3 protein-coding genes and 1 pseudogene are annotated in these 4,180 nt (G+C 63.2%); 1 reads left to right on the top strand and 3 read right to left on the bottom strand.

The features are described from left to right. On the top strand, nucleotides 1–947 hold a 947-nt coding region (locus tag JCM25156_RS10035; RefSeq protein ID WP_025812975.1), incomplete at its 5' end, for an AGE family epimerase/isomerase. An 8-nt stretch (nucleotides 948–955) separates the two neighbouring features. Here the strand turns inward: JCM25156_RS10035 and JCM25156_RS10030 are convergent. From JCM25156_RS10030 to JCM25156_RS10020, 3 genes and pseudogenes are all read right to left on the bottom strand, one after another. Beyond that, on the bottom strand, nucleotides 956–2,380 hold the full coding sequence (locus JCM25156_RS10030; RefSeq protein WP_084296496.1) for an outer membrane beta-barrel protein: 1,425 nt from the start codon (nucleotides 2,378–2,380) through the stop codon (nucleotides 956–958). A gap of 72 nt (nucleotides 2,381–2,452) precedes the next feature. Beyond that, nucleotides 2,453–3,801 (bottom strand): annotated as a pseudogene (eat, locus tag JCM25156_RS23300) (ethanolamine permease). After that, the coding region (locus tag JCM25156_RS10020; protein WP_025812972.1) for an ethanolamine ammonia-lyase light chain EutC at nucleotides 3,798–4,180 on the bottom strand (383 nt) is incomplete at its 5' end. The pseudogene eat and the gene JCM25156_RS10020, both read right to left, overlap by 4 nt.

Genomic DNA, 4,180 nt, shown 5'->3' with positions numbered 1-4,180 from the left:
CTGCCGTCCCCCACAGGGACACGCCGCCGGAAAACGCCCGCAAGCAGGCTTATCTCCACAGTTTCGTCGCGCTGGCCGCGTCTTCCGCCACGGTGGCCGACGTGCCGGGCGCCCGCGACCTGCTGACGCGCGCCCTTGCAACATGGCGCCAGCATTTCTGGAGCGAGGAGGAAGGCGTCTTCCGGGAAAGCTTCGCACCCGACTGGTCGGATGAGGAGGATTATCGCGGGGCCAACGCCAACATGCATTCGGTCGAGACCTGCATGGCCGTGGCCGATGTTACGGGCGATCCGGTATGGCGGCACAGGGCCCTGCGGATTGTGGAGCGCTTCATCCACGATCTGGCCCGCAACGCCGATTACCACGTACCGGAGCATTACAGTCGCGACTGGGTGCTGCTCAGGGACTATCACCGTGACAGCCCCACCGACGCCCTGCGGCCTTATGGCATGACGCCGGGCCATTTCGTGGAGTGGTCGCATCTTCTTCTCAAGCTGGAGGCCGCTCTCCGGCGCGCGGGGGGACATGCGCCCGCCTGGTTGCTGGAAGATGCGACGGCCCTGTTCCGGTGCGGCATGAAAACCGGCTGGGCGCGTGATGGCGCGCCCGGCCTGCTTTATACAATCGACTGGGATGGAACGCCTGTCGTCCATAACCGCCCCCACTGGTGTCAGGCGGAAGCCATGACCGCCGCCGCCGCGTTACTGAAACGGACCGGCCACCAGCACTATGAACACTGGTACCGCACCATCTGGGATTATATTGACACCTTCATGATCGACCGCCGGCGCGGCGGGTGGATACAGGAACTGGACCGGCAGAACCGGCCTTCCGCCGTTGTGTACAAGGGTAAGGCGGACCTGTATCACGCCTGGCAGGCCACGATCACGCCACTGCTCCCGCTGGCCCCCAGTTTCGCCACCGCCGTCTCCCTGCTGGAGGGGTAGGCATCGTTTCAGAACGACCAGATCGCATCACAACTGAACCAGAGCATGTTGTTGGTGCCGTTGGTGACAACGGGATTGGCCGCCGTGCCGGACTGGTTGAAAGGCCGGGTGCCATTGAGGGATTTGTCCAGCCGAATTTCCGGGCGGATGGTCAGTTTGCCCAGCGCCATCCGCCGGTTGATGAACTCCGGCCGGTAGGACACACCCAGTGTCAGCGCGCCATAGGTCGTGGGCGGGGCCGCGTAATACGGGAAAGGCTGGTTGGTCAGGGATTTGGTGAACGAGGTGAAGCCCGCATATTCCGTAATGACGCCACCGGTATTGTCACGGAAGATTTCGCCACGGGCATTGAATGTCAGCCATGGGCGGATGTCCCACGCCACGTAACTGCTGATGCCATACGCATCATCGCGCAGGCCGTCATCATGCAGGTAGGTGCCGTCCACCGTCAGCGTGACCCGGTCATTGACATGGTACGTGGCCATGATGTCACCGTTGTACTGCATCAGGTGATTGGCGCTGCGGCCCATGCCCGCGCTGGTCCAGCCGCCGCCGCTGACGGAACGCCCGTTATTGCCCTGCGGGCCGAAATGGCCGATGGCATGCAGGCCCAGTTTGCCATTCATCAGGTTGTTCCACGCAAAGCCGAAATAGCCCTTGGGCTTGTTATTGTTTCCCGACGCCCCGAAGGTGGTGGAATTCCCGGCATCGACACCCAGTATCCAGTCCATGGTCCGGGTCAGGTGCATGGTCGCGACAATGCCGACCGTCTCGAACGGCACGATATAGTCGGACGCATAGTTGAAGGTATAGAAGGGCCGCGCCAGAGACGGCGTGCCTTCCGACCCCATCAGGCCATACATCTGGCCAATCTGCACATCGATCCCCTTATGGTAAATCCATGGCAGGTGCACATCCAGATGCGCCTGCGTAGGCGCCCACTGGTACAGCCCCGTCAGCGAACCCGATCCCATGCCGATGGTGGGATCGAAGCGGGCGTCGGAGCCATACATGGCCTCCAGCACGAAGCCGATTCCGTAGCCGTTGCCCACATCCGTCACCGCATGGGAAAGCGAACCCATGATCTGGTTCATCGTGACCGTATTGGCGCGGTCGGTATAGAACTGGCCGAAGTTGCGGCCAGAGCGGGTCCAGGGGTTGCCGGAAACACCCGCCTCGATCTGCACATGGCCTTCCAGCCCGTCCCAGTAGGTCCGCGCATGGCCGGGACGGGGGTGGAAAATATTGCCCGTGACCGGGGCGGGCGTCACGTCCTCGGCCGGTTCGGTTGCTTCCAGCGGGCGTTCTTCCTCCGTGGGAATGTCGGGCGTCTGGGCCAGGGCACTTCCCCCGGCGGGAAAGACCAGCATGCACAGGCCAAAAAGACCGGAAAATGAGCGCGCGCGAACAGACGCATGGTTTGTTTCAGCCATTCGGGACAGTTCCTGATCGGAAAAAACATATGGGGAAGGAAACGGACTACCCGCAGGCAGTCCGGGCTGGGCCTAGGCGGCGCGCATCCTGCGCGAGCGCGCCATGAACACGGTCGTCAACACCGCCATGAGGCCGAGATAGATGCAGAATATCTCGACATTGTAGTAAATGACGGCGGTCAGCGCGATCAGCGCGCCACCCAGCGCAATCGCGGGCAGCACCGGATACAGGGGCGCGCGATAGCTGCGCGCCAGGTCCGGTTCCGTGCGGCGCAGGCGGAACAGGCTGATCATGCTGAACACATACATGGTCAGCGCCCCGAAGACCGACATCGTCACCAGCGTCGCGGTCAGGGACTGGCCGTTGATGGAAATCACGTTATCGGAAAAGATGGCCGCGATCCCGATGGCGCCGCCAGCCAGCGTCGCGGCATAGGGCGTATGGAAACGCGGATGGACGCGCCCCAGCACCGATGGCAGGAACCCGGCCCGCGCCAGCGCGAACATCTGCCGGGCATAGCCCATGATGATGCCATGCAGCGACGCAACCAGCCCGAACAGCCCGAGCCAGACCAGCATGTGCAACCAGTCGCTATGCGCGCCCACCACACGTTTCATGGCCTGCGGCAGCGGGTCATTGAGGTTGGCCAGCGCATGCCAGTCCCCCACGCCGCCAGCAAACAGCATGACACCGAAGGCCAGCGTCACGAGCGTCAGCACACCGGCAATATAGGCCACCGGAATGGCGCGCCTGGGGTCACGCGCTTCCTCCGCCGCCATGGCGACCCCTTCAATGGCGAGGAAGAACCAGATGGCGAAGGGAATGGCGGCGAAAATGCCCCCATCGCCTCCCAGCCGAAATGCGGCGCGCCGCCCCATCCATCATGCAGGAAATTCCCCCATGAGAACGCAGGCGCCACCACCCCCATGAAGACCAGCAGTTCGATAATGGCCGCAACGGTAATGAACAGTTCGAACGTCGCCGCGATCCGCACGCCCACGATGTTCAGCGCCATGAAGATCATGTAGGCGCCAAAGGCCGCGACCTGGGGGGAAAGGGTGGGAAACTGCACATTCAGGTAGGCCCCGATGGCCAGGGCAATGGCGGGGGGCGCGAAAATGAACTCCACCAGCGTCGCAAGACCGGCGACAAGCCCGCCAAGCGGCCCCAGCGCGCGGGCACTGTAGGTGAACGGCCCCCCCGCATGCGGGATGGAGCAGGTCAGTTCGGTAAAGCTGAAGATGAACGCCGTGTACATGAGGGCCACGAACACGGTGGCGACGAGAAAGCCAAGGGTGCCGGCAGTCGCCCAGCCATAGCTCCAGCCAAAATATTCACCGGAAATGACCAGTCCGACAGCAATACCCCACAGATGGAACGCACCCAGTGACTTGCTCAGATGGGTTGGGCTACTGCTCATTTACCGTATCCTTTTTCGATGGAAGGGGTGCCTGAATGGCGGAGATGCTCCTGCGGGGCGGCGTCTTTCAGCCCCACCCCGGTCAGTGACAGGCGGCGCGCCTCATGCATCAGCCATGCCAGCCTGTCCGCCGCCTGCGGTATGGACAGTCCGTGGGGGTGAATGTTGGACAGGCAGTTACGCGCTGAATCCGGGCAGCCGACATAGGGGGCATAGGTCAGGTAGACCCCCATGCTGTCGGCCACACTCAGGCCCGGACGCTCGCCAATCATCATCACGACCATGCGTGCGCCGGTCGCGACCGCGATTTCGTCACCCAGCGCCACGCGGGCCTGGGTGGCGATGACCAGTGGCGCCACCGCCCAGCCGGCAAGGCGGT

The organism is Komagataeibacter kakiaceti JCM 25156, from assembly GCF_000613305.1.
This window is presented reverse-complemented; position numbering and strand designations above follow the sequence as displayed.